This is a genomic window from Segniliparus sp., from assembly GCF_051660745.1.
GTDB lineage: Bacteria > Actinomycetota > Actinomycetes > Mycobacteriales > Mycobacteriaceae > Segniliparus.
Genome location: NZ_JBOFQF010000047.1, coordinates 1 through 23,313, shown reverse-complemented (window position 1 = coordinate 23,313; position 23,313 = coordinate 1). Strand labels below are relative to the sequence as shown.

Below are 23,313 nucleotides of genomic sequence, written 5' to 3'. Positions count from 1 at the left end.
ATGTGGCGGATATCCGCCGGAAGCCGCATGCCGTCGCCCGACCGCGACCGGCCGGATCTAACCAGCGCCGAAGACGTCTTGGAGCGTCACCGTCTGCAGCCCCCGGCTCTTGATGAGCTCGACCAGCTGGGGGTAGCAATGCGTGACCCCTGGGAGGTTGGCGTGGCTGAGCACCACGCCCCTCGGCTGGAACTCCCTGCGCGCTGCGGCCTCCAGCCGGTCCGGGCTCTGCGCCCCCGCCACGGTCGAGTCCCCGAGCGTGCCGCTCCAGAGCGCGATGACGCGATAGCCGTTGTCCGCCGCTATCCGGTCGGTCGCGGCGGTGCGCTTGCCGAAGGGCGGGCGGAAGAACGGCCGCCCGGTGACCCCGTAGGTGTTCTTGAGGAACTTCTCGTTCCGGACGATCTGGTCCGCGACGTCGCTCGCCGAGATTTTGGTGACGTCCGGATGGGACCATGTGTGGTTGCCGAGCGCCACCTGCCCCGACTCCACCATCGGGCGCAGCGCGGGCGCGCATGCCGTCCACGAGGCATTCGCGCCGTTTGGGAAAAAAGTCATCCGGATTCCGGTGTCTTTGAGGAATTGCGCGAAGGCCGCGACCACGGGGACGCTGCACCCGTCGTCCACCGTCCAGGCGAGCCGCGAGCCCGCGCTCTCCGGCAATCTCGTGATCACCCCGAAAGGCGCGCCCACCACAGGGGCGCTTCGCAGCGGCTTCGCCGAGGCCCTCGGCGTCCTCTCCTCGCCAGGCAGTATGTCGTCGAGCGCCAAATCCGTGCCGCCAGTGACCGATCCGAGGACCGCTGCGCTTGCCGCGAGCGCTTGAAGGAACCGCCGCCGTTCCATCGCTGCCATGCGACAATGATAGCAGCGCACAGGGCTCTTCCAGGAAGAACGCGCCCGCGCGCAGTGCCAAAATTCACATGGGCAACCATGTACTTTCGACCCTGGTCCAGGTATACAGTTAGGGAAGCGAAACTATAGTTTCCGACGCCGCAGGCCCCGCGCTGCGACAGAACCGCGATGAAGGAAGGATCCTCATGACCCAGTCGAACTCAGCTGGAGGCGCGCAGGGCGCGCCGCTCGGACAGAGCCTCGCCCAGCGCGTCGCCGAACTCCTCGCCACCGACGCGCAGGCCGCCCTCGCCATGCCGGACAGGGAGATCGCCAAGCGCGCGACTCGCCCGGAGCTGCGGCTCGCCCAGCGCGTCGAAGCCCTCCTCACGGGCTACGGAGACCGCCCGGCCCTCGGCCAGCGCGCTTTTGCAGTCACAAAAGATCCCATCACCGGACGGGCTGAAGCCGTGCTGCAGCCCGCATACGAAACGGTGACGTACCGCGAGCTGCTGGCGCGGGCGCGGGCGGTCGCGAGCGACTTGGCCCACCACGCCGAGGCGCCGGTCAAGGCCGGGGAGTTCTTCGCGACCATCGGTTTCACCAGCACCGACTACACAACCTTGGACATCGCGGCTGTGCTGCTCGGCCTCACATCCGTGCCGCTGCAGACCGGCGCGACGCTCGCGACGCTCGCGGCCATCACCGAGGAGACCGCGCCCTCCGTCTTCGGGTCGAGCGTCGAATACCTCGACAACGCCGTCGCGACCACGCTCGCGACCCCGTCCGTGCGCAGGCTTCTCGTCTTCGACTACCGGCCTGGGGTGGACGGCGACCGCGAGGCGGTCGAGGCCGCCCGACAGCAGCTCGCCGAGGCGGGCAGCGCCGTCGTCGTCGACACGCTCGACGAGGTGGTCGCACGCGGCCACGGCCTCCCCGAGGTCGCGCTGCCGCCCGCCACCACGGAGGGTGACGAGTCGTTGTCCCTGCTCATCTACACCTCGGGGTCCACAGGCACCCCGAAGGGCGCGATGTACCCCGAGCGCAACGTCGCCCAGTTCTGGGGCGGCATTTGGGACAATGCCTTCGGCGAGGGCGACGACGTCGTCGACACGCCGAACATCATGGTCAACTTCTTGCCGCTCAGCCACGTCGCGGGGCGGATCGGCCTCATGGGCACCCTCTCCAGCGGCGGCATCACGTACTTCGTGGCCAAGAGCGACCTGTCCACGTTCTTCGAGGACTTCTCGCTCGCGCGGCCGACACGGTTCTTCGCGGTGCCGCGCATCTCCGAGATGATCTACCAGCACTACCAGAGCGAGCTGGACAAGCAGGGCGCGCTCGACGGCACGCCCCAGGCGGAGGCGGTGAAGGCCGAGCTGCGCGAGAAGCTCCTCGGCGGGCGAGTCCTCACCGCGGGCTCCGGCTCGGCTCCGCTGTCCGCGGAGCTCACCGCGTTCGTCGAGTCGTTGCTGCAGGTCCACCTCGTGGACGGCTACGGATCGACCGAGGCGGGCCCCGTGTGGCGCGACGGCCGCCTCGTCAAGCCCCCGGTGACCGACTACAAGCTGATCGACGTGCCCGAGCTCGGCTACTTCGCCACCGACACCCCGCACCCCCGGGGCGAGCTGGCCATCAAGACCAAGACCATCCTCCCCGGCTACTACAAACGCCCCGACGTGACCGCAGAGGTCTTCGACGAGGACGGTTTCTACCTCACCGGCGACGTGGTGGCCGAAGTCGCCCCCGAGAAGTTCGTCTACGTCGACCGGCGCAAGAACGTCCTCAAGCTCTCGCAGGGCGAATTCGTCGCGCTGTCGAAATTGGAGGCGGTCTACGGCACGAGCACCCTCGTGCGCCAGATCTCGGTCTACGGCTCCAGCGAGCGCTCCTACCTCCTCGCTGTCGTCGTCCCGACCCCGGAGACGCTCGCGAAGCACGGCGACGGCGAGGCGGTCAAGTCCGCGCTCGGCGAGTCGCTGCAGAAGATCGCCCGCGAGGAGGGCCTGCAGTCCTACGAGGTGCCGCGCGACTTCATCATCGAGACCGACCCGTTCACCATCGAGAACGGCATCCTCTCCGACGCGGGGAAGACGCTGCGCCCGAAGGTGAAGGAGCGCTACGGCGAGCGGCTTGAGGCGCTGTACGCCTCGCTCGCCGAGAGCCAGGCGGGCGAGCTGCGCTCGATCCGCGTCGGCGCGGGCGACCGTCCGGTGCTCGAAACCGTGCAACGGGCGGCCGCCGCGCTGCTCGGCGCCTCCACCGCCGAGGTCGACCCCGAGGCCCACTTCTCCGATCTCGGCGGCGACTCGCTCTCCGCGCTCACCTACTCCAACTTCCTGCACGAGATCTTCCAGGTCGACGTGCCGGTGAGCGTCATCGTGAGCGCCGCGAACAACCTGCGGGGCGTGGCGGCGCACATCGAGAAGCAGCGTTCCTCCGACGACGGCCGCCCGACCTTCGCGAGCGTGCACGGCGCGGGCTCGACGACGATCCGCGCGAGCGACCTGAAGCTGGAGAAGTTCCTCGACGCGGACGTCCTCGCCGCAGCCCCGTCCCTGCCCCGCCCCACAGGCGAGGTGCGCACTGTGCTCCTCACCGGCTCGAACGGCTGGCTCGGGCGATTCCTCGCCCTGACCTGGCTGGAGCGCCTCGTGCCACAGGGCGGCAAAGTCGTCGCCATCGTGCGCGGCAAGGACGACAAGGCCGCCAAGGAGCGGCTCGACTCCGCCTTCGAGAGCGGCGACCCCGCCCTCTTGGCGCACTACCAGGGCCTTTCCGAGAAGGGCCTCGAAGTGCTCGCGGGCGACTTCAGCGACGCCGACCTCGGCCTGCGCAAGGCGGACTGGGACCGGCTCGCCGAGGAGGTCGACCTTGTCGTCCACTCCGGCGCGCTGGTCAACCACGTCCTGCCGTACACCCAGCTGTTCGGCCCGAACGTGGTCGGCACGGCAGAGGTCGCCAAGCTCGCGCTCACCAAGCGGCTCAAGCCGGTCACCTACCTCTCCACGGTGGCGGTCGCGGCGGGCATCGAGCCCTCGGCCTTCGAGGAGGACGGCGACATCCGCGACGTGAGCGCCGAGCGCTCGATCGACGAGGGCTACGCGAACGGCTACGGCAACAGCAAGTGGGCGGGCGAGGTGCTGCTGCGCGAGGCATACGAGCTGACGGGCCTGCCGGTCCGGGTGTTCCGCTCGGACATGATCCTCGCCCACCGCAAGTACACCGGGCAGCTCAACGTCCCCGACCAGTTCACCCGCCTGATCCTGAGCCTGTTGGCCACCGGGATCGCGCCGAAGTCCTTCTACCAGCTGGGCGCCGGGGGCGAACGGCAGCGGGCCCACTACGACGGCATCCCGGTGGACTTCACCGCCGAGGCGATCACGGAGCTCGGACTGGCGGGCACGGACGGCTACCGCAGCTTCGACGTGTTCAACCCGCACCACGACGGGATCGGGTACGACGAGTTCGTCGACTGGCTCGTCGAGGCGGGGCACCCGATCTCGCGGATCGACGACTACGCCGAATGGCTGTCCCGGTTCGAGACTTCGCTGCGCGGCTTGCCCGAGGCCCAGCGCCAGCACTCGGTGCTCCCGCTGCTGCACGGGTTCGCCGAGCCCGGCTTGGCGATCGACGGCTCGCCGTTCCAGACCAAGAATTTCCATTCTTCGGTCCAGGAGGCGAAGATCGGCGAAGAGCACGACGTGCCGCATCTGGACAAGGCGCTCATCGTGAAGTACGCCGACGACATCAAGCAGCTCGGGCTGCTGTAGCGCGGGCGAGGGAGCTCCGCAGAGCGCTCCCCTCGCCCGCCCCGGCTAGGGCGCGGCTCCCTGTTGGGCGGCCGGGCGGCGGCCGAGGGATGTTTGGAAGCGGACGAGGTACCCGTCGGGGTCGGCGACGAGGAACTGCCGCACGCCTGCTTCCTCGTGGCCGCCGACGCGGTACCACTTCGTCTCAGGCGGCATGAACAGCGGATAGCCTGCCCGGTGGAGCGCCGAGAGGATCGGGTCGACAGCCGGGACGCCGACTTGGAAGTTGACTCCTCGCCCGAATGGCGGCTCCAGGCGCGCGGTGATCCAGTTCCTGCCGAAGCCGACCTGCTCGAGCATGATGTGCGCGGCGCCGAGCGAGAGGTACGCGAAGCCCTCTTCTGGGCGCTGGTAGTCGACCGCGAACCCGCAGAGCCCGCACCAGAACTCGATGCTTCTGCGCGTGTCGGCGACCAGCAGCTCGGGGACGAGCGCGGGACCGGGGGCGAGGGGGCTCACGCGCGGGTCAATGTGAACCACAGCAGCTTGACGGGCCGCCCTGCGACGACCGCGAGCCCGAGGCACAGCGACACGTTCGGCGAGATCTGCACGGCCTCGTCGACGGCAGGACGCATCACGAGCGTCGTCCCGGGGTCCCGGTAATCGATGGTGAACACCTCTTTGCCGGGGAAGGCGAGGCTCTGCGCCAGCTCGTTCGAGAAGCGCACGCCCCAGAGCCCGCCCCCGTCCGCGAAGAAGCCGCCCCGGGGGAAGACGAGCGGGGCGAGCGGGCGGAACCATCTCGGGAAGCCGTTGATCCCCCGGCGCTCGCTCGCGTCGAACTTCTTGTGCAGCCAGAACCCGGTGTTGAAGAAGAGGCGGACCACCGCGTCCACCGGCGGGCCCAGCGGGGCCGCCACAAGGCCGATGTCCGTGTTCCCGTCGAACGGCTTCGGGGCGGGCGCGGCTTGGAAGACCCTGGACAGCTCGGCGAACGCCTCGTTCCGGCGACGCAGGCCTGCCCTGCCCAGCACGTCTGTGCGCAAGGTGTCGCTGCGCAGTCGCGCGCACCAGACGATGGCCTCGGCGTCGGAGGAGAACGGGAGCCCCTGCCCGGCAGAAGTCATAACGAGGCCTTTTCGTCCGCAGGGTTCCCGAGCCAGGCCGCGATCTGGTCCACGACCCACGGGCCGTCGTCCAGGGTCAGGTCGTGCCCTGCCGTCTCGTGGTAGCGGATCGGGGCTCCAAGCCGCGCCGCGATGGTCTCGGACGAGGAGGCCGAGACCATCCGGTCCTGTCGAGCAGCGAGCACCAGCGCGGGCGTGCTCACCTGCTTCGGCATGGGGAAAAGGGCGGCGGCGATGATCTGGTTGGCCAGGCTGGTGCTGGACGGGCGCTGCTCGGCGAGATAGCCCGCCCACCGCTCGGCGAGGTCGGTCCGGTCGATCTCGGGATGGTTCGCCGACATCGCCAGGATCGCCAGCTCCGCCTCGACGTCGGATTTGAACCGCCCCAGCGCGATGTCGGGAAGCGCGGCGGGCGAGAAACGGCGGAAGAGCGGCGTCGCGGCAGTGCTGGAGTTGATGATCACGACGCGGCCGAAGTCCTCGGGGTAGCGGGCGCACCAGTCCAGCGCCACCATGCCGCCGAGCGAGATCCCCACGAACGTCCAGTCCGCGCCGCCTTGGCCGAACCGCTCTCTGATGTCGTCGGTGATGCCCGCGATCGTGCGCGGCGAGACTCGGCGGTGCTCCGAGCCGAACCCAGGGGCGTCCACGCTTGTCGTGGTCGCCCCGAGCCTGCTTTCGAGCAGCTCGGGGAAATCTTCCCAGTGGCGGCTCTCCCGACTGAGTCCCCGCAGCAGCAAGAACTTCGGCATCGGCCTCTCCTGACGCTCGCAAGACGAAACTGATCATCTCACTGTACCAATCTCGGCCACGGCCTCCGCGCTCTTCCCGCCCGTCTTAGACTGGCCGCATGACTTTCTCCCAGAACGAACGAGCGGCCTTGGTGAGCGCGGCGCGCGCGGCAGGCCCGGACGCGCCGACCCTCTGCGAAGGCTGGACTGTTCGCGACCTCCTCGCGCATCTCGTCCTGCGCGAGTCGCTGCGCGTCGACGCGACCGCCGGGATCTTCGTGCCAAAGCTCGCCGCGCACAGCGAGCGCCTGCGGCTGCGCGTCGTGGCCCGCGACTGGGAGACGCTGCTCGACACCGTCGCCTCGGGCCCCGCGTGGTACTCCCCGTTCGCGCTGGTCGACCGCTCCGCGAACTTGGTCGAGATGTTCGTCCACACCGAGGACATCGCGCGGGCGCAGCCCGGCTTCCAGCCCCGGACGATCAGCCAGGGGCTGCGCAAAGCGCTCGTCCGCCCGTTGCGGACCCTTGGCTCGGTCTCGTTGAAAAGAACCCCGGGCGATGTCTCGCTCGTGACGCCGCAGGGCGAGACCGTGGCGCGGGGCGGCAGCGGCGGCGAGCCGGTGTCCGTCATCGGCGAAGTCGAGGAGCTCTTGCTCTTCGCGTTCGGGCGCGAGCCCGCCAACATCACGCTCGACGGCACGGCCTCGGCGTTGATCGGCGTGGCGCAGGCCAAGCGCGGCCTCTAGCGCCCGGCCCGCATGGGTCTTTGCTCTGGCTGGTTTCCAGCGCCACGCATCACGTCCTCTGCATAGGATGGGGTGATGTTCCAGAAGTACATCGCCGAAGAAATCGCCACCGATTGCGCGGAAGGTGTTCTCTCTCGCCGCGAGGCCCTCGGGAGGCTGACCGGATTGGGCCTCTCCGCCGCCGCGGCCGCCGCGCTCATCGCCGCCTGCGCGCCCGCAGGCCGCCAGTCTGCCCACGAGAGCGAGCGGGCGGGCGTCCCTGCGACCGCCGCATCCCCCTCGGCGCCCCCGCCTGGCGCGCAGGACGCGCTCGCGGTGGAGCCCATTGCCTTCCCCGGCGCTCGGGGCGAGCTGCTCGGCGCGTGGTCGGAGGCTCCGAACGCGCAAGGCGCCGTGCTGGTGATCCACGAGAACCGAGGCCTCACCGACCACATCAAGACCATCCCCGGCCGCCTCGCGGGGGTTGGTTTCTCGGCGCTCGCCATCGACCTGTTGTCCGAGGAGGGCGGCACCTCGGCGTTCGCGAGCCAGGACGAGGCGACCAAAGCGCTGATGGCCGCATCGTCCGAGCGGTTCGCCGAGGACCTGAAATCCGGCCTCGACGAGCTTGCCCGGCGCGAGCCTGGCAAGAAGCTCGCGGTCATGGGCTTCTGCTTCGGCGGCGGCCTGACCTGGCAGCTGCTGCTGACGAAAGACCCGAGGGTCGCCGTCGGCGCCCCGTTCTACGGGCCGCTGCACGAGGAGGGGCCGCCCGACGCGCTCGTGGACTTCCGAGGGAGCGGCGCGGCGGTGATCGCCTTTTACGGCGAGCAGGACGCACGGGTCAACGCGAGCCGCGCGGCGGCGGAGAACTCGCTCAAAGCGGCAGGGCTCGCCCATGCGATCGTGGTGGAGCGCAACGCCAACCACGCCTTCTTCAACGACACCGGCCCCCGCTACGTCCCCGTCGCGGCCAACGACGCGTGGCAGCAGCTGGTCTTCTGGCTCAAGAAATACCTCGCGTGAGCAATCCGTCTGGCTAGGCGGAGCGAACACGGTCGACAAGGCCCTCGAACAGCCGCGCCGCGAGATCGCGGTCTTGGTCGTCGAGCCATGAGACCGAGACGAACACGCCGCGAAGCTGGCCGAACACGGTGACGACACGCTCGTCCACGTCCGTCTCTTGGTCGCTGCCGGTGGTCCGGACCCTTCCCGTGGTGCGCTGCTCGTAGGAGACAATCTCGTCGAGCCCGAGGTCCGGGGAGTCTTGCGGGACCAGCGTCACCGCCTCGTCGCCCTCGACCCCGCCGAAGCTCGGCTGGGTGCGGTAATGCCCGCACCGGGCGACCCAGTCTTTGACCGTCCGCGTTTCGTCCTGGCCCGCCGTCAGCTTCCCGATGGACAGCGCCACGGCGCGCTTGCCCGCCTCCTCCGAGGCCAATGATGCGGCCACGCTGCTCGCCCGCAACCCTGCCGGATTGCCAGCCGCGCAGCCTGGCGGGTCCGTCTCCGGAAGCTTGCGCTCCGCAGACTGCTGCGCCCCGCCCGAGTCTGCGGGGCTCGGGGTCAAAAACGCGTCCGCCGGGAAGTCCTCCTGCGTCGGCAGCAGCGCGAACAGCTCGCCGTCCGGGCGCATGGCGAGCTGCCCGGGCGCAAGCCGGACCGCCGAGGCCGAGGGGCCTGTGCGATCGATGCTCGCGGCAGCCGCCCCGCTCGCCGGAACAGGCCGCTCGCAGCCCGCCAGCACCGCTGTCCCCACGGCGAGCAGCGCGAGCGGCAGCGCCGTTCCCCGACGGGCCATATCTCGCGCTCCTCTCGTCCCCTGTCTCGCCGATTGACGGGCAATTGTACTGCACCTGCCGCGTTTCTCCGGGTGAAGGCGGGGCGAAGGCTAAGCTCGGATCCAAGAGGAAGGAACCGCCATGGCCGAGGCAACCACAAACACGACGACCTGCGCGATCGTCGGCGGCGGCCCTGCGGGGATGATCCTCGGGCTCTTGCTCGCCAGGGCCGGGGTCGATGTCGTCGTCCTTGAGAAGCACGGCGATTTCTTGCGCGACTTCCGGGGCGACACGGTGCATGCCAGCACCTTGACGCTGCTCGACGAGCTGGGCCTCGGGGAGAAGTTCAAAAAGCTCAACGCGCGGTTCATCGACTCGGCGCAGTTCATCTTGGACTCCGGGCCGACCCCGCTCGGCGCGTTGCGCCGGCTGCCCGGACCGCACAAGCACATCGCCTTCATCCCCCAATGGGATTTCTTGAAGCTCATCGCGGAAGCCGGAGAGCAAGAGCCCTCGTTCCGCCTCTGGATGAAAGCCGAGGCGACCGGGACCATCATGGAGGACGGCCGGGTCGCGGGGATCGCCTACCGCCGCGACGGCGTGCCCGGCGAGCTGCGAGCGGCGCTCGTCGTGGCCGCCGACGGACGCGTCTCGACGCTGCGGACGGCGGCAGGCCTCTCCCCGAAGTCCTTCGGCGCCCCGATCGACGTGTGGTGGTTCCGCGTGCCCAGGGTCGAGGGGATCGATGTCGCGGGGGTGACGGGCCGGTTCTCGAACGGGCAAGGCATGGCGATCATCGACCGGGGCGACTACTACCAGATCGCCTACCTCATCCAGAAAGGCGCCGATGGCGCGCTGCGCGCAGAAGGCGTGGAGAAGTTCCGGGAGCGGGTCGGGGCGCTCGTGCCCTGGCTCGCCGACCGGATGAGCACGGTGACGAGCCTCGACGAGGCGAAGCTGCTCGACGTCCAGCTCAACCGGCTGCCCGGGCATTGGCATGTGCCGGGCCTGCTCGCCATCGGCGACGCCGCGCACGCGATGTCCCCGGTCGGCGGGGTCGGGATCAACCTCGCGGTGCAAGACGGCGTGGCGGCGGCGCGGATCTTGGCCGAGCCGCTCAAGCGGGCGCAAGCGGGCGGCCCGCCCGTCTCCGGCCAAGAGCTCGCCAAAGTGCGCAGGCGCCGCCTCTTCCCCACCGCCGTGGTCCAAGGCTTCCAGCAGTTCGCGCACCGAGCCTTGTTCTCGAAGATCGGCGCGCCGAAGCCGACCGCGCCGCCAGACCCGAACAAGCCCAAGCCGTTCGTGTTGCGGGTGATCACGCGCTTCCCCGCGCTCCAGGTCGTCCCCGGCTATTTCATCGCCATCGGCCCGTTGCCCGAGCACGCGCCAGAATGGGCCCGCAGGCCGCAGAGCTGATCGCGCAGTCCTGGGCTCGCCCGCCTCAGCCGACCTGGGCGCGCAAGTCGCCCTTGGCCACCTTGCCGCTGGCGTTGCGCGGGAGCGCGGGGACGATCACGACGTCTTTCGGGTGCTTGTAGCGCGCGAGCTTGTCGTCCAGCCAGGCGGAGAGCCCCGCAGCGGTGAGCGCCTCGGCGCCCGCGCCGGGGAGCGGGGCGATCACCGCGACGACCACCTCGCCCCATTTCTCGTGCGCCCGGCCGACGACTGCGGCCTCGGCCACCTGCGGGTGCCCGCTGAGCACGTTCTCCACCTCGACGCAGTAGATGTTCTCGCCGCCGGAGATGATCATGTCCTTCTTGCGGTCGACGACGAAGACGAACCCGTCCTCGTCCACGCGCACGAGGTCGCCGGAGTGGAACCAGCCGCCCTCGAACGACTCTGCCGTCGCCCTCGGGTTGTTCCAGTACTCGCGCATCATCGTGGGTCCCCGGTAGACGATCTCGCCGATCTCGCCCTGCGGCACGTCGTTCATCTCGTCGTCCACCACTCGCGCCTCCAAGGTCCGGATGACCTTGCCGACCGAGCCGAGCTTGCGGATCGCGTCTTTGCCCTCAAGGACGCAGGTGATCGGCGACATCTCGGTCTGGCCGAACACCGCGACGTTGTCCGCGTCCGGGAAGACCTCGGCCATCTCGCGCAGGAGCTCGTCCGAAGCCGGAGCGGCGCCCCACGAGATGATCCGAAGGCTCAGCTCCCTCGGCCTGGCGCGTTGCTCCGCGCAGAGCGCCTGCCACTGGGTCGGGACGAAGAATGTCGTCGTGATCTTTTCCGCCGAGAGGGAGTCCAGGACCTGGGCCGGGTCGAATCCGCCGGTCGGATGGATCACGGTCGGGAAGCCGAGCACCAGGTCGGGGCCGATGCTCCCCAGGCCCGCGATGTGGAACATCGGCGCCGCGACGAACGCGACCTCCTCCTCCGCGCGGGATTGGAAGGCGCAGATGGACGTCAAGGCCTGGCCGTGCAGGTTGGCGTGGGTCAGCACGGCGCCTTTCGGCTTGCCCGTGGTGCCCGAGGTGTACATGATGAACGCGGGCTCGTCGTCCGCCGTCGCCCGCTCGTGCTCCAGCCTGCCGCCCGCCACGGCCTCGGCGTACGGCACGAGGCCGTCGCCCGCCTCGACCCCCACGCCGATCGCGAACGACAGCTCGGGGACTTCTGCGACCACGGCGCGCGCCAACTGCGCCAGGACGACGTCGGTGACGATCGCGCGGGCGCCGCTGTCGCGGGCGATGAACGCCACCTCGGCCGGGGCGAGCCGGAAGTTCACCGGCACAGAGATCGCGCCGAGCCTGCCCACCGCGATCGCCGTCTCGATGTACTCCGGCCGGTTGAGCATCAGCACCAAAACCCGGTCGCCGACGCCGACGCCGCCCTGCCGCAGGCGCTCCGCGAGCCTGCTCGTCCTGTCTTCGGCCTCGGCCCACGTCGTGGTCGCGCCCTGGAAGCGGAAGGCTGCCGAGCCGGGGCGCATCTGGGCGTGCCGGGCGACGCTCGCAGCCCACGTGTTGTGGCTGGAGCGCAATGGCTGGCGGTCAGGGTCGAGCACCGCGTTGTTCTGGTGGTCGTCGTGACGCAGGACTGTGGTCACAGCTTTCCCTTCTCGGTTTGGTCGGCGGGGTACGAGGCAGAAGAGAGCTTACACTCACATCGTTTTGCAAATGTGCTGGGCAACACTTGATTTTCTGGTCAAAAAGAGTTCCGCGCCACATACGTGACGCCCATCTCTCAAACTGCGCTCTTGTAACCTGGTATGTTACGAACATATCCTATTACTAACATGACATCGCAGCCCGAACGCACCGAGGAGCAACTATGACCGCCGTCTTCGACCAGGACCGACCGGCCGCCGAGAGCGAGCGGCAAAACTGGGTCCAGCCAGTGCCAGACCTCGTGGACCCCTTGGGCCTCATGGGAGACGTCGCGGGACGATGGGTGGGACTGCCGGTCAACAGCGCGGCTTTCATCCTCCAGACGATGCACCCGGTGATCGGCGCGGTGGTGGACCGCTACTCGGTCTACGACACCGACCCGGCCGGACGCGGCGTGCGCTCTTTCGACGCCGTGCTGCAATGGTTCTACGGCGGCAAAGCCGCGATCGAGCAGGGCTACTGGCTACGCGAGATGCACCGGCCCCTGCAGATGGCCGACGCGAAGGGCAAGCACATCAGCGCCCTCAACCCGGAGGCGTACGGCTGGGTGGTCGCCACCGCGTTCGTGTCCAGCGTGTGGGCGGCTCCCCTCTTGCTCGGCCGCCGGTACGACGAAGCCGAGGAAGAACAGCTCTTCCAGGAGATCCGGACCATCGCCCGCTGCCTCCAAGTGCCCGAGAACGAATTCCCCGCGACCCGTGCCGAATTCGCGCGCTACCTCGACCGGATGACGGGCCAAGCGCTGGAGAACACCACGGTGGCGAGGAACATCGTGCACAACTTCCGGACGAGCCTCCGCAAGCCCCCGCAGATCCCCTCGGCGCTGTGGCCGCTGGCCAAGCCGGTCGCGAAGACAGGCATGCACGTCTTGCGCCTGCTCTACGCCGGGGTGATGCCGCCGCAGATCCGGACGATCCTCGAAATCGAGTGGAGCGCGCGGGACGAGCGGCAGCTGCAGCTGCTCGGCAGGCTGATCCGCGCCGCGCACCGCGTCCTTCCAGAGCGCGCCACATTCGCGCCGCTCGCCTACCACGCGCGCAAACACCAACGGATCGTGAACACGATGCGCGAGCGAGAGCTCGACGACTTCACCGCCAACGACAAACACGCCCGCAGGGCCCGCAAAGCCGCCGGATGCCCTTTCTAGGGCGCGGCGGCTAGCTCACCAACCGCTTCGGCGGGGACCGCCGCCCTTGCGTCCGCCCTTGTCGCCGCCGCCCCGAGGCTCCCAACCGCCGCGCGACTCGCCGCCGCCGCTGCGCGGTTCCCAGCCGCCGCGCTGCTCGCGGCGGCCGCCGAAGTCGCGCCGCCCGGACCCGCCGGAGGAGAAACCCTCCGAGCGGCTCCCGAAGCCGCCGGGGCCCCGCTTGTGGAAGCCGGACCTGCGGCCGTCCTGGCCGCCGCCACGGCTTTCTCGACCGCCCCGGTCGTCGCGGTATTCGCCCCTGGGCCCCTTCTTCGGCTGGAAGTCCTCCTGGTCCTCGCTGAGCAGGAATTCCTCCCCGCTGCGGGTCTGCGCCGCGAGCGCGGCGGCGATGTCGGCCATCGGCACGTCGTTCTCGCGCTCGTAGTCCTCGACGAGCCTGCGGAACTGCTCCACCCCCGGCAGGGACAACGCCTCGGTGATCGAGTCCCGGAACTTCGCGATCCGGCCCGCGTTCACGTCCGCCACCGTCGGCAGCGGAGCTTCGGCGAGGGGTTGGCGGGTCGCCCGCTCGATCGCATTGATCATGGAGCGCTCGCGGGGGGTGACGAAGAGGTACGAGACCCCCGTGCGGCCCGCCCGGCCGGTCCGCCCGATGCGGTGCACGTACGACTCTGTGTCATGCGGCGCGTCGTAGTTGAAGACGTGGCTGATCCGCTCGACGTCGAGGCCTCGGGCCGCGACGTCCGTCGCCACCAGGATGTCGATCTTCCCCTCGCGCAGCGCGGACACGGTGCGCTCGCGCGCCGACTGCGCGATGTCGCCGTTGAGCGGGCGGGCCGTGAAGCCCCGCGAGCGCAACCGCTCGGCGAGCTCTTCGGTCGCCTGCTTGGTGCGGACGAAGACGATCATCGCCGAGAACGGCTCGACCTCCAGGATCCGGGTCAAGAGGTCCAGCTTGCGATGGTGCGCGACCAGCGTGTACCGCTGCTCGATGTTCTCCGAAGTCGTCGTCGCGGACTTGACGGTCACCTCGACGGGGTTGCGCAGGTATGTCTTGGAGATCTTGCGGATCGCGCCCGGCATCGTCGCCGAGAAAAGCGCCACCTGCTTGTCCTCCGAGGCAGAGGCGAGCACCCGCTCCACGTCCTCCTGGAAGCCCATTTTGAGCATCTCGTCGGCCTCGTCGAGCACGAGGAACTTCAGCCCGTCGAGCTTGAGGGTCCCGCGTTCGAGGTGGTCCACCACGCGCCCCGGGGTGCCGACCACCACCTGCGCGCCCCGGCCCAGCGCCTGCAGCTGCACCGGGTACGAGCCGCCGCCGTAAATGCAGACCACGGAGACCTGCGGCAACTTCGATGCGTAGCGGCCGAAGGCCTCGGACACTTGCAGCGCGAGCTCGCGCGTCGGCGCGAGGACCAGCGCCTGCGGCCTGCGCAGCTTCGGGTCGATCCGCGAGAGGACGGGCAAGGCGAAGGCCGCCGTCTTCCCGGTGCCGGTGGCCGCGAGGCCGACGACATCGTGTCCGTCGAGCAGGGCCGGGATGGTCTGGGCTTGGATCGGCGAAGGCGTCTCATAGCCGACTTCTTGCACCGCTTTCAACACCGCTGGATGCAATTCGAGGTCGGCGAAGGTGACGTCCGCCGGAGATTCTGAGCTCACTAGGCGAAAGTCTACCGGGGCGAGAGCGCTTTCGCCTAATGAATAGGGAATGATCGGCCCATGGCAACACTCAGGCAGTGGGCGCAAGGAGCCCGCCCGCGCACTTTCCCGAACGCTGTCGCCCCGGTGCTGCTCGGCTCGGGAGCCGCCGCGGCGCTCGGCGGGTTCGTCTGGTGGAAGGCATTGCTGGCGCTCGTCGTCTCCGTCGGGTTCATCGTCGGAGTGAACTACGCCAACGACTACTCGGACGGCGTCCGGGGCACCGACGACAACCGGGTCGGGCCGATGCGCCTGGTCGGCTCGCGCGCCGCGAGCCCGAAGGCGGTGCTGCGGGCCGCCGTCCTGAGCTTCGCCGTCGCCTGCGCGGCGGGCATTGCCCTCGCCGCGACCAGCACGTGGTGGCTTGTGGCCCTTGGCGCTTGCTGCCTGCTCGCCGCCTGGTTCTACACCGGAGGCTCCAACCCCTACGGCTACCAGGGGTTCGGCGAAGTCGCCGCGTTCCTCTGCTTCGGGCTCGCCGCCGTGCTCGGCACCGAGCTCTCCCAATCGGGCACGATCGACACGACAGGCGTGCTCTGCGCCGTCGGCGCCGGGGCGTTCTCGGCTGCCGTGCTGGCGGTGAACAACCTCCGCGACATCGAAGGGGACTCCCAGAGCGGGAAACGCACGCTGGCGGTCCGGCTCGGCCAGGCCCGGACGCGGTACCTGTACTTGGGGCTGGCCGTCGCGCCCTTCCTGGTCTCCGCCGCGCTCGCCGCGCGCCAGCCCATGGCGATCTTGTCCCTCGCCGCCGCCCTGCTCCTCGTCGGCCCCGCCATGGCGGTGCGCCGGGGAGCAGAGGGGCCCACGCTCGTCGCAGTCCTCGGCGCCACGAACTTGAGCATGCTGGCCTGGTCCGCCATCGCCTCCGCCGCGCTGTTCCTCGGCTAGCCCGCGCTGCGCGCGCCACACGTATCGCGCGTCACGCACAGAACATCGCACACGATGTTGTAGCCTTCTGAAAGGCTTGGACGCTGTGGTCGGAGCCGAGGAAATGCCACCCCTCAACCGTGTGGCAGGCGAAGGCCCCCGAATGTCTGACTTGAAGCCCTTCTACGAAGACGTGCAGTCGCACTACGATCTCTCGGACGACTTCTACGCCCTGTTCCTCGACCCGACGCGCACGTACAGCTGCGCGTACTTCGAGCGCCAGGACATGACCCTCGAACAGGCCCAGCTCGCGAAGATCGACCTCGCCCTCGGCAAGCTGGACCTCAAGCCCGGCATGACCCTCCTCGATGTCGGCTGCGGCTGGGGCGGGGTGCTCAAGCGCGCGCTGACCAAATACGACGTGAACGTCATCGGCCTGACCCTCAGCAAGAACCAGCACGCCCACGTCACCGAGGAGCTCGCCAAGCTCCCCAACCCCAACGGCCGCACCGCCGAAGTCCGACTGCAAGGCTGGGAGGAGTTCGAGCAGCCCGTCGACCGCATCGTCTCCATCGGAGCCTTCGAGCACTTCCGCCGCGAGCGCCACGACGCGTTCTTCGAGAAGACCTACCGGCTGCTGCCCGCCGACGGGCGCATGCTCCTGCACACCATCGTCTCGTTCGACCTCTACGAGCTCGCCGCGAAGGGCATCAACCCCACCTCCGAGCGGCTGCGCTTCGGCCTGTTCATCGCGAAACGGATTTTCCCCGGCGGCCAGCTCCCCAACCCGAAGAAGGTGCACGAGCTCTCCGCGAAGGCCGGCTTCTCCCTCGAGCGCGAGCACTCTCTGAACATCAACTACGCCCGCACCCTCGACCATTGGTCTTGGTCCCTGGCCGAGAAGCGGGAGAAAGCCGTGGCGATCAGCGGCCAAGAGGTCTACGACACCTACATCCGCTACCTCAACGGCTGCGCCGTCGGCTTCTGGGACGGCAGCATCGACGTCATGCAGTTCACGCTCGTGAAGTAGTCGCACGCGTTTCCTAGCGTTCCGCGCATGGGTGTGTTAGCCTTCACATGAGCGCAAATCCCCGCAGCTCCAGGCACGCCTCCCCTGCTTGAGCGAGGCGCGAAAGTCAAGGTGCAACGTGGCACAGACTGACCTCGAACCGTTCTATGCGGACGTGCAATCGCACTACGACCTCTCGGACGACTTCTACGCGCTGTTCCTCGACCCGACGCGCACGTACAGCTGCGCGTACTTCGAGCGCGACGGCATGACCCTCGAAGAGGCGCAGCTCGCGAAGGTCGACCTCGCCCTCGGCAAGCTGGACCTCAAGCCCGGCATGACCCTCCTCGACATCGGCTGCGGCTGGGGCACCGCCATCAAACGGGCCCTGGCCAAATACGACGTGAACGTCATCGGCCTCACGTTGAGCAAGAACCAGCACGCGCATGTCAACAACGAGCTCGCCAAGCTCCCCAACCCCAACGGCCGCACTGCCGAAGTCCGCCTGCAAGGCTGGGAGGAGTTCGACCAGCCCGTCGACCGTATCGTCTCCATCGGCGCCTTCGAGCACTTCCGCAAAGAGCGCCACACCGCGTTCTTCGAGAAGACCCACCGGCTGCTGCCCGCCGACGGGCGCATGCTCCTGCACACCATCACCCTTGAGGACATGGACGAGCTCGCCGCCAAAGGCCTCTACTACAGCTCAGAACGGCTGCGCTTCGCCCTGTTCATCGCGAAAGAGATCTTCCCCGGCGGCCAGCTCCCCAACCCGAGGGACGTCCGCGAGCTCTCCGCGAAGGCCGGTTTCGCCCTCGAACGCGAGCAGCCCCTCCAGCCGCACTACGCCCGCACCCTCGACATCTGGGTGGCGAACCTCGAAGCCCATAAAGACGAGGCGCTCGCCATCGGCGGACAAGTGGTCTACGACCGCTACATCCGGTATCTCACCGGCAGCTCGGAGAGCTTCAAGCTCGGCTTCAACGACGTTATCCAGTTCACCCTCGTGAAGTAGCGGCTCGCCTCACGAGTCCTTCGAGCCGTCCTTGGACTGGCCTTCCCCCGCGAGCTGGGCGCGCAGCGTGGCGCGCTCCGAGCGGCGATGCGCGTCCGCCTCCGCCATGCCGGAGCCGACTTTCGCGCTGTACCGGTTGAACAGGAGCCAGGACAGCGGCATCGAGGCGACGCCCGAGAAGAGGAGCGCGACAATCACTGGCACCTCAACGCCGATGAGCCTGCCGATCCCGTAGACCAATGCGGCGACGACGACGAGGAGCGCGAAGCGCATCAGCAGGTATCCGGCGACGCTCGCGGCGAAACGGCCTTTGCCCGAAGCAGCAGGGCCAGTGGTGGGGTCCGACATGTCACACAGCGTAGTTCAAAAAGGGGAGCCGACGCGAACAGCGGGTGAACGGGCTATTCTGGAAGACATGGCGTACCTCATAGCCGCGTTGGCGATCGCTGTGGTCGTGGTGCTGCTGTGGCGGGCACGCCCGGCGCAGCAGCGCAGAGTGCTCGCTCCCGACGACGACCCCGACTTCTTGCTGGATTTGCGCAACCGCATCCAGCGCGACCAGGAGTAGCGGCCTAGGAGCGAGCTCGGCTCAGTTCAGGCCCGTGTAGCTGTGCAGCCCGGACTGCACCAGGTTCACGTAGAAGAGATTGAAAATCAGCATGCCGAAGCCGACGAGGTTGATCAACGCCGCCCGCTGCTCTTTCCAGCCTGCTGTCGCCCGCGCGTGCAGGTACGCCGCGTAGATCACCCAGACCACGAACGAGACGGTCTCCTTGGGGTCCCAGCCCCAGAACCTGCCCCATGCGGACTCCGCCCAGATCGCGCCGCAGATGACGCCGATCCCGAACAGCGGGAACGCGAACACCGCCGCCTGGTAGGCGACTCGGTCCAGCACCTCCCCCTGCGGCAGGCGAGAGCCCCATGCCGTGTCTTTGAACCGCTCGCGGGCCAGGTACAGCGCGCTGGCGACCCCGGAGACGAGGAACACCCCGGTCGCCGTGGAGATGATAGAGACGTGGATGGCGAGCCAGTACGACTTCAGCGCTGGCACGACCGGCGCGGTCGGGGTGTAGAGCCACTTCCCGGCGATGTACATGAGCACCACCGCAGGGCCGAGCGCGAAGACGAGGCCCCGCCTGGTCGCGTCCGAGCGCAGGAGGACCATCGCCGCCAAGAGGCCCGCCGCTGTGGCGAGGGTGATGTACTCGAACATGTTCCCCCATGGGGGCCTGCCCGCCGCGAATCCGCGCAACAGCAGCACAAAGACGTGGCACACCCAGCCGAGGATCATCGCGGCGAACCCCGCCCGGCCTGCCCGCTCCCCCGCCGTCCGGGTCGCGCCCTGGTTCGGCGCGCTCACCACGCCGGGCTTCTGCGCAGCGCCGACGGCGACGAGCTCCTTTTCGGCGGGCTGTTCTTTGACCGCCCGCGCCCACTCGAAAAGCAACGCGACGAACGCCACCACGTAGCAGGTGAGGGCAGCGCCGAAGGCGACTCCGGCGTACCCGGCCAGCGTTTCGTTCACCGGCATGGGGCGCTCCTTCTCATAGCTACTCAGACTACCGCACGTAGTAGAGCGTCACGCCTGAGTCGGCCCTGCCGCGCTTTCTCGCAGCCTCTGCTCGATCCTTCTGACCAGCTCGTCGAACTCGCCGTGCCAGCCCGCCTGGTCGGTGCGCGCCAGTCCGCCCAGCTCTAGCGTCCCTGCCTCGAACCTGGCCCAGACGCGCCTGCGGCGAACGACGAGCGAGCCCACAAGGCCGGACACCATCGTCAGCGCGAAGAGCAGCACCCACAGCTGCGCCGGGTCCTTGGACACCTGCAACGACACCCACTGCTGCACGCCGTCGAACCGGACGACCACCCCGTCCGGCAACGTCACGGACTCCCCCGCCATGAGGTTCTTGCGCGCTTGCCGGACAAGCTTGCCCGACTCGACCAGCCGATGGTCGAGCGCGGTCGCAGACTGGGGACGCCCGGAATTGAGGCCCGTGTCGCCCTCGTACACGTCGATCGCCACGCCCGGATCGGTGAGCTCGGGCGAGAGCGAGGTCAACAGCGTCCCGTGCAGCCCGGCGCTCGGCGCGAAGAGCCCTTCGAGCGCGACGCCGTGCTTGTCCCGCTCCCCGAGATCGGGCCACATGCCCGCTGGCGGGTCGAACCGCGCGGCGCCGCTGGAGAGGAACGTGGCCCCGTCCTGCGGGATGAACGGCACGGTCTCGGTCCGGCGCTGCCCGTCCGGGCCGCCTGGCCAGGTGACGGTGAACGTTGGCGCGTAGCCGTGGCCCATGAGGTAGACCCGCAGGCCCTCCACCCGGAGCGGATGGTTCACCTTGAGCTGGTAGCCGTGCCAGCCCCCGCCCGCGAAGTCCGCAGGCAGCTGGTAGGCGACATCCGACTGGAAGTCGTCCGGCTGGCCGTTCGCGAGGAACTTCTCGTGGAAGCTCCTGGCTTGGAGGCAGAACGGGTCGAGGTCGGTGCCGTCTTCGAGCAGTCCGCCCCGGAACGAGTCGTAGACCGAGGTCGACGTGTTGCAGAAACCCGCCTCGTTGTCGCCCGCGATCAACGTCCGGGTGCCTTCGTAGCCCCACAGCCTGCCGAGCGCGATCGCGACGAGGATCCCGAGCAGGGCGAAGTGGAAGAGCAGGTTGCCCGCCTCGTGGAGGAAGCCCCGCTCGGCGGACAGCTCCCAGCCCTCCGCCGTCTCGCGGACCTCGTGGCGCCAGCCGCGCAGCACGGCCCGCACCTGGGCCAGCGCGCTCTCCGCCCCGGCGTGCCGCAGCCGGGCGTGGTGCGGGAGCCGGGAGAGGTTGCGCGGGGTCGCGGTGAGGGGCGCGCGCAACTGCTTGAACTGCTCGACCAGGCGGGGGGCGAGGCACCCCACCAAAGAGACGAAGAGCAACGCGTAGATCGCGGTGAACCACGGGGAGACGAAGATCTCGAAGAACTTGAGCTTGTCCATCCATGGGCCGACGCCGGGATGGTCCTGGATCCAACGGTCGACCTTGCCGATGTTCAGGTCCTTCTGCGGCAAGATCGCGCCAGGCACGGCCGCCACAGCGAGCAGGAACAGGAGCAAGAGCGCGGTCCGCATGCTGGTCAGCGCCCGCCAGCTATTGCGGAGGAAGGAGATCATGCTCGTGATCCTGGCGGATGAGATGCGAGGCAGCAGGAGTCGACGCGCACATGGGCGGTGGGGGTGCGCGAGACTCCGATAACGCGGCAGATCGCCGCCAGGGTGCGAGCGATCATATCGGCGAGACGTACTCCGCCCCTATACCGGACCGCAGCTGCCCGACGACGGCGTCCCACTGCCCGGTGACGAGCAGCAGGCCGATGAGCGCCATCGTCGCCGCGCCGACGATCCGCACGGCCCTGGCGTGGTCGCGCAGCCAGCTCGTGGCGCTGGCCATGGCAGCGGAGCCGATCGCCACGAGGAGGAACGGCACGCCGAGCCCGAGGCAGTAGGCGAGGACCAGCCCCGCGCCTCGGACGGCGTCGACGCCGTCCGTCGCCAGCGCGGAGGACACGACCACGCCGAGCGTCGGGCCGATGCACGGGGTCCAGCCGAGGGCGAAGACCGCGCCGAGCAACGGCGCCCCGCCGAGGTGCGCCACCGGCCGAGGCGCGAGTCGGGCCTCCCTGCCCAGGATGGGCGGCCAGCCGAGGAAGACCAGCGCGAGGAGGATCGTCACCGCGCCGCCGATCCGCGAAAGCGTCTCGCGGTGCAGGGCGAATTGGTCTGCCAGGCCGAAGACCAGCGCCGTCTCCAACAGGAAGACCAGGCTGAAGCCCAGGACGAAGAGCCCGGCTCCCAACGCCGCTCTCGACCTCGCCCCCGCGCCGCGCAGCTTTGCGCCCTCTGCTCCTGTGCCGTCCACGCTCACCCCGACGAGGCCCGCGAGGTAGGACACGTACCCCGGCACGAGCGGCAGCACGCATGGCGACGCGAACGAGACCAGGCCTGCGAGCGCGCACGCGCCCAAGGCCAACAGGATCGGCCCCGAGGCGGCCGCCTGCTCGAAGGTCGCGCCGAGGCTCACTGTGCCATCTCATTCATTCTGCGAGCACCTTGTCCAGCACGGGCTCGAGCACTGTCTGGCTCACGGCCCCGATATGCACCCACGCGACCGTGTGCGCGCGGTCGAGCACCACGGTCGTCGGGACCGCGCTCGTTGAGACGTGCGCCGAGAGGCCCAGAAGCGAGCGTCCCGGCGGGTCGTAGATCGACGGGTACGACACGTTGCGGTCGAGCACATAGTCTTTGGCGCTGTCGCGGGAGTCTTCCCGCAGGTCGACTCCGAGGAACGCCACGCCTTGGTCTTTCTTCGCCTGGTAGGTGGCTTCGAGCGCGGGGGTCTCGCTCCGGCACGGACCGCACCAGCTCCCCCAGGTGTTGAGCACCACGGCCTTCCCGGCGAATTGCGGGTCGTCGAGGGAGACGCGCGCGTCGGTCACGAGCTCCGGCCCCGCGACCGGCCCGGTGAGCGTCGGACGGTGGCCGGGGTCGTACCAGTGCTCGGGCTTCCCGTCTGGGGAGAAGATCCCGTTCGGGGACGGTTGGCGCACCACGCACGCCGCGCTGGAGAGCGCGACGAGCGCGCAACCGAGCGCGCAACCGAGCGCGACGAACAGTTGCCTCATATCCCCGCGCTGGGCTCGCTGTACTTGATCTCCGCCACCGCGTCGCCCTCGTAGACGATGCTCGTGAGCGAGGCGAGGTCGCATTCGCGCTTGCGCGGGTCGTGGAAGAAGCCCTTGCCCTCGTAGTGCAGGCGCAGCGTGTAGACCGGCAGCTGGTGGCTCACAATGACCGCCTCGTGGCCCCGGACGCTGTCGCGGACGGAGGTCGCCACGCGGACCATCCGGTCGCGGATCTCCGTGTACGGCTCGCCCCAGGAGGGCTTGAAGGGGTTGCGCAGCTTCCACCAGTGCTGGGGCTTGAGCAGCACGCCCTTGCCCTCGGCGAAGTTGGTGCCCTCGAAGACGTTGCCCGCCTCGATGAGCTCGTCCTCGGTCTCGATCTCAAGGCCGAGCGTCTCGGAGATCGGCCTCGCGGTCTCCTGCGCGCGCTGCAGCGGGGAGACGACAAGGCGCTTGATGTCGCGCCCGGCCAGATGCTCGGCCACTTTCTTCGCCTGCTGCTGGCCCCGCTCCGAGAGGTAGAAGCCGGGCAGGCGGCCGTAGAGCACCCCCGTCGGGTTGTGCACCTCGCCGTGGCGCATCACGTGGACGATCGTGCGGACGATCTGCTCGTCGCCGGTCTGGGTCATCTGCTCTCCTCGAATTCGGTGGCCTTAGGCATTCTAGAGGGCGTCGGGATTGTCCACGACATCGGCGAACACAGCCGGGCACTTGTCCTTGATACGGCTGACGTTCGCATAGAACAACCACGCCTTGACGCCTCTGGCGTCGGCAACGTAGTAGCCATCGAGGTAAAGACATCATTGGCCGCAGGTCTGCTGTCCGTGGAGCCTCGCGCGCCGTGGGGGGGGGGGGGGGGGGGGGGGGGGGGGG

The 23,313-nt window shown here is 69.0% G+C and carries 22 protein-coding genes; 9 read left to right on the top strand and 13 right to left on the bottom strand.

What is annotated here, in order from left to right:
- Positions 1-57 precede the first annotated feature (57 nt).
- Entirely contained in the window at positions 58-855 is a 798-nt protein-coding gene (locus tag ACRC20_RS17440) for a polysaccharide deacetylase family protein (RefSeq protein WP_438687663.1), read from the bottom strand.
- 185 nt (positions 856-1,040) lie between these two features.
- Here ACRC20_RS17440 and car point away from each other — a divergent pair, with 185 nt between their 5' ends.
- Complete coding sequence (gene car, locus ACRC20_RS17435; RefSeq protein ID WP_438687662.1) at positions 1,041-4,607, top strand: carboxylic acid reductase; 3,567 nt, start codon at positions 1,041-1,043, stop codon at positions 4,605-4,607.
- Positions 4,608-4,652: 45 nt separating this feature from the next.
- Here car and ACRC20_RS17430 read toward each other — a convergent pair whose 3' ends face one another.
- The 3 genes from ACRC20_RS17430 to ACRC20_RS17420 are packed head-to-tail and all read right to left on the bottom strand — an operon-like array spanning position 4,653 to position 6,465.
- Positions 4,653-5,105 carry a bleomycin resistance protein gene (locus tag ACRC20_RS17430; RefSeq protein WP_438687661.1) on the bottom strand — a complete coding sequence of 151 codons (453 nt, stop codon included), beginning with the start codon at positions 5,103-5,105 and terminating at the stop codon, positions 4,653-4,655.
- Entirely contained in the window at positions 5,102-5,713 is a 612-nt protein-coding gene (locus ACRC20_RS17425) for a hypothetical protein (RefSeq protein WP_438687660.1), read from the bottom strand. The genes ACRC20_RS17430 and ACRC20_RS17425 overlap by 4 nt, the downstream gene beginning before the upstream one ends.
- On the bottom strand, positions 5,710-6,465 hold the full coding sequence (locus ACRC20_RS17420) for an alpha/beta fold hydrolase (RefSeq protein ID WP_438687659.1): 756 nt from the start codon (positions 6,463-6,465) through the stop codon (positions 5,710-5,712). The genes ACRC20_RS17425 and ACRC20_RS17420 overlap by 4 nt, the downstream gene beginning before the upstream one ends.
- 98 nt (positions 6,466-6,563) lie before the next feature.
- On the opposite strand from ACRC20_RS17420, the gene ACRC20_RS17415 reads away from it, so the two are divergent.
- Positions 6,564-7,190: a TIGR03085 family metal-binding protein gene (locus ACRC20_RS17415; protein WP_438687658.1), complete on the top strand. Its 627-nt coding sequence runs from the start codon at positions 6,564-6,566 to the stop codon at positions 7,188-7,190.
- A 75-nt stretch (positions 7,191-7,265) separates the two neighbouring features.
- A complete protein-coding gene (locus ACRC20_RS17410; protein ID WP_438687657.1) occupies positions 7,266-8,195 on the top strand; it encodes a dienelactone hydrolase family protein in 930 nt (309 codons plus the stop codon).
- A 13-nt stretch (positions 8,196-8,208) separates the two neighbouring features.
- Here ACRC20_RS17410 and ACRC20_RS17405 read toward each other — a convergent pair whose 3' ends face one another.
- Complete coding sequence (locus tag ACRC20_RS17405) at positions 8,209-8,970, bottom strand: hypothetical protein (RefSeq protein WP_438687656.1); 762 nt, start codon at positions 8,968-8,970, stop codon at positions 8,209-8,211.
- Between the two features lie 121 nt (positions 8,971-9,091).
- Here ACRC20_RS17405 and ACRC20_RS17400 point away from each other — a divergent pair, with 121 nt between their 5' ends.
- Positions 9,092-10,366 (top strand): FAD-dependent oxidoreductase, encoded by a 1,275-nt coding sequence (locus tag ACRC20_RS17400; protein ID WP_438687655.1) that lies wholly within the window; start codon positions 9,092-9,094, stop codon positions 10,364-10,366.
- A gap of 25 nt (positions 10,367-10,391) precedes the next feature.
- On the opposite strand, the gene fadD5 is transcribed toward ACRC20_RS17400, so the two are convergent.
- A complete protein-coding gene (gene fadD5, locus ACRC20_RS17395; RefSeq protein ID WP_438687729.1) occupies positions 10,392-11,957 on the bottom strand; it encodes a fatty-acid--CoA ligase FadD5 in 1,566 nt (521 codons plus the stop codon).
- A gap of 266 nt (positions 11,958-12,223) precedes the next feature.
- Between fadD5 and ACRC20_RS17390 the strand changes: the two genes are divergently transcribed.
- The gene (locus tag ACRC20_RS17390) at positions 12,224-13,207 is read left to right on the top strand and encodes an oxygenase MpaB family protein (protein ID WP_438687654.1); all 984 of its coding nucleotides are present in this window, start codon (positions 12,224-12,226) and stop codon (positions 13,205-13,207) included.
- 15 nt (positions 13,208-13,222) lie between these two features.
- On the opposite strand, the gene ACRC20_RS17385 is transcribed toward ACRC20_RS17390, so the two are convergent.
- A complete protein-coding gene (locus tag ACRC20_RS17385) occupies positions 13,223-14,866 on the bottom strand; it encodes a DEAD/DEAH box helicase (protein WP_438687653.1) in 1,644 nt (547 codons plus the stop codon).
- 60 nt (positions 14,867-14,926) lie between these two features.
- Here ACRC20_RS17385 and ACRC20_RS17380 point away from each other — a divergent pair, with 60 nt between their 5' ends.
- The 3 genes from ACRC20_RS17380 to ACRC20_RS17370 all read left to right on the top strand — a co-directional run bounded on the left by ACRC20_RS17380 (position 14,927) and on the right by ACRC20_RS17370 (position 17,796).
- Positions 14,927-15,796: a 1,4-dihydroxy-2-naphthoate polyprenyltransferase gene (locus tag ACRC20_RS17380; RefSeq protein ID WP_438687652.1), complete on the top strand. Its 870-nt coding sequence runs from the start codon at positions 14,927-14,929 to the stop codon at positions 15,794-15,796.
- A gap of 142 nt (positions 15,797-15,938) precedes the next feature.
- Positions 15,939-16,805 (top strand): cyclopropane mycolic acid synthase family methyltransferase, encoded by an 867-nt coding sequence (locus ACRC20_RS17375; protein WP_438687651.1) that lies wholly within the window; start codon positions 15,939-15,941, stop codon positions 16,803-16,805.
- A gap of 118 nt (positions 16,806-16,923) precedes the next feature.
- Positions 16,924-17,796 carry a cyclopropane mycolic acid synthase family methyltransferase gene (locus ACRC20_RS17370; RefSeq protein WP_438687650.1) on the top strand — a complete coding sequence of 291 codons (873 nt, stop codon included), beginning with the start codon at positions 16,924-16,926 and terminating at the stop codon, positions 17,794-17,796.
- Between the two features lie 9 nt (positions 17,797-17,805).
- Here the strand turns inward: ACRC20_RS17370 and ACRC20_RS17365 are convergent, their stop codons facing one another.
- Positions 17,806-18,144, bottom strand: a complete 339-nt coding sequence (locus ACRC20_RS17365) for a DUF4229 domain-containing protein (RefSeq protein WP_438687649.1) — start codon at positions 18,142-18,144, stop codon at positions 17,806-17,808.
- Between the two features lie 67 nt (positions 18,145-18,211).
- On the opposite strand from ACRC20_RS17365, the gene ACRC20_RS17360 reads away from it, so the two are divergent.
- Entirely contained in the window at positions 18,212-18,364 is a 153-nt protein-coding gene (locus ACRC20_RS17360) for a hypothetical protein (RefSeq protein WP_438687648.1), read from the top strand.
- 21 nt (positions 18,365-18,385) lie between these two features.
- Here ACRC20_RS17360 and ccsB read toward each other — a convergent pair whose 3' ends face one another.
- From ccsB to ACRC20_RS17335, 5 genes are all read right to left on the bottom strand, one after another.
- Positions 18,386-19,327 (bottom strand): c-type cytochrome biogenesis protein CcsB, encoded by a 942-nt coding sequence (ccsB, locus tag ACRC20_RS17355; protein WP_438687647.1) that lies wholly within the window; start codon positions 19,325-19,327, stop codon positions 18,386-18,388.
- A 48-nt stretch (positions 19,328-19,375) separates the two neighbouring features.
- Entirely contained in the window at positions 19,376-20,932 is a 1,557-nt protein-coding gene (gene resB / locus ACRC20_RS17350; RefSeq protein ID WP_438687646.1) for a cytochrome c biogenesis protein ResB, read from the bottom strand.
- A gap of 112 nt (positions 20,933-21,044) precedes the next feature.
- Positions 21,045-21,839, bottom strand: a complete 795-nt coding sequence (locus ACRC20_RS17345; protein ID WP_438687645.1) for a cytochrome c biogenesis CcdA family protein — start codon at positions 21,837-21,839, stop codon at positions 21,045-21,047.
- Between the two features lie 13 nt (positions 21,840-21,852).
- Entirely contained in the window at positions 21,853-22,440 is a 588-nt protein-coding gene (locus tag ACRC20_RS17340) for a TlpA family protein disulfide reductase (protein WP_438687644.1), read from the bottom strand.
- Positions 22,437-23,069, bottom strand: coding sequence for a histidine phosphatase family protein (locus tag ACRC20_RS17335; RefSeq protein ID WP_438687643.1), 633 nt, complete (start codon positions 23,067-23,069; stop codon positions 22,437-22,439). The genes ACRC20_RS17340 and ACRC20_RS17335 overlap by 4 nt, the downstream gene beginning before the upstream one ends.
- Between the last annotated feature and the right edge of the window lie 244 nt (positions 23,070-23,313).

Bases quoted from the DNA above. Each gene is read 5' to 3' on its own strand.
- ccsB (WP_438687647.1), bottom strand. From the start codon at position 19,327: ATGCCGGTGAACGAAACGCTGGCCGGGTACGCCGGAGTCGCCTTCGGC.
- ACRC20_RS17425 (WP_438687660.1), bottom strand. From the start codon at position 5,713: ATGACTTCTGCCGGGCAGGGGCTCCCGTTCTCCTCCGACGCCGAGGCC.
- ACRC20_RS17340 (WP_438687644.1), bottom strand. From the start codon at position 22,440: ATGAGGCAACTGTTCGTCGCGCTCGGTTGCGCGCTCGGTTGCGCGCTC.
- resB (WP_438687646.1), bottom strand. From the start codon at position 20,932: ATGATCTCCTTCCTCCGCAATAGCTGGCGGGCGCTGACCAGCATGCGG.
- ACRC20_RS17335 (WP_438687643.1), bottom strand. From the start codon at position 23,069: ATGACCCAGACCGGCGACGAGCAGATCGTCCGCACGATCGTCCACGTG.
- car (WP_438687662.1), top strand. From the start codon at position 1,041: ATGACCCAGTCGAACTCAGCTGGAGGCGCGCAGGGCGCGCCGCTCGGA.
- ACRC20_RS17420 (WP_438687659.1), bottom strand. From the start codon at position 6,465: ATGCCGAAGTTCTTGCTGCTGCGGGGACTCAGTCGGGAGAGCCGCCAC.
- ACRC20_RS17390 (WP_438687654.1), top strand. From the start codon at position 12,224: ATGACCGCCGTCTTCGACCAGGACCGACCGGCCGCCGAGAGCGAGCGG.
- ACRC20_RS17360 (WP_438687648.1), top strand. From the start codon at position 18,212: ATGGCGTACCTCATAGCCGCGTTGGCGATCGCTGTGGTCGTGGTGCTG.
- ACRC20_RS17410 (WP_438687657.1), top strand. From the start codon at position 7,266: ATGTTCCAGAAGTACATCGCCGAAGAAATCGCCACCGATTGCGCGGAA.
- ACRC20_RS17405 (WP_438687656.1), bottom strand. From the start codon at position 8,970: ATGGCCCGTCGGGGAACGGCGCTGCCGCTCGCGCTGCTCGCCGTGGGG.
- ACRC20_RS17380 (WP_438687652.1), top strand. From the start codon at position 14,927: ATGGCAACACTCAGGCAGTGGGCGCAAGGAGCCCGCCCGCGCACTTTC.
- ACRC20_RS17365 (WP_438687649.1), bottom strand. From the start codon at position 18,144: ATGTCGGACCCCACCACTGGCCCTGCTGCTTCGGGCAAAGGCCGTTTC.
- ACRC20_RS17415 (WP_438687658.1), top strand. From the start codon at position 6,564: ATGACTTTCTCCCAGAACGAACGAGCGGCCTTGGTGAGCGCGGCGCGC.
- ACRC20_RS17375 (WP_438687651.1), top strand. From the start codon at position 15,939: ATGTCTGACTTGAAGCCCTTCTACGAAGACGTGCAGTCGCACTACGAT.
- ACRC20_RS17440 (WP_438687663.1), bottom strand. From the start codon at position 855: ATGGCAGCGATGGAACGGCGGCGGTTCCTTCAAGCGCTCGCGGCAAGC.
- ACRC20_RS17400 (WP_438687655.1), top strand. From the start codon at position 9,092: ATGGCCGAGGCAACCACAAACACGACGACCTGCGCGATCGTCGGCGGC.